The 279-nt window shown below is 63.8% G+C and carries 1 protein-coding gene; it reads left to right on the forward strand.

Annotation, left to right across the window (positions count from 1 at the left end; genetic code table 11):
* Positions 1–129 (forward strand): Gfo/Idh/MocA family oxidoreductase (locus OSC30_RS16930; RefSeq protein WP_425474767.1); only part of this gene is annotated, 129 nt, incomplete at its 5' end.
* Positions 130–279 lie beyond the last annotated feature (150 nt).

Below are 279 nucleotides of genomic sequence, written 5' to 3' on the forward strand. Positions count from 1 at the left end.
GAAACCTTCCTTGACTCGATCGCCATCGGCGGTGCGGTTTCTCCGTCGGTGCGTGACGGCTATGAGGCCCTTGTCCTGGCCGATGCAGCTACGCGTAGCGCCCAGGAGCATCGCGTCGTCGCCCTGTGATGCCACTCGGTACGATCACGGGGTGAGCACCGATAACCAATGCTCGACGGGTTCGTTGTCCGGGGACGCTGAACCCGTCGAAGTGCCGCCACAACACGGCGTTACTGGCCTGCCCCCTGGCCCCTCTCGTACCTGCAAACGCCCTGTTGT

It is taken from the genome of Frateuria hangzhouensis (assembly GCF_026410505.1).
Classification (GTDB): Bacteria; Pseudomonadota; Gammaproteobacteria; order Xanthomonadales; family Rhodanobacteraceae; genus Frateuria_A; species Frateuria_A hangzhouensis.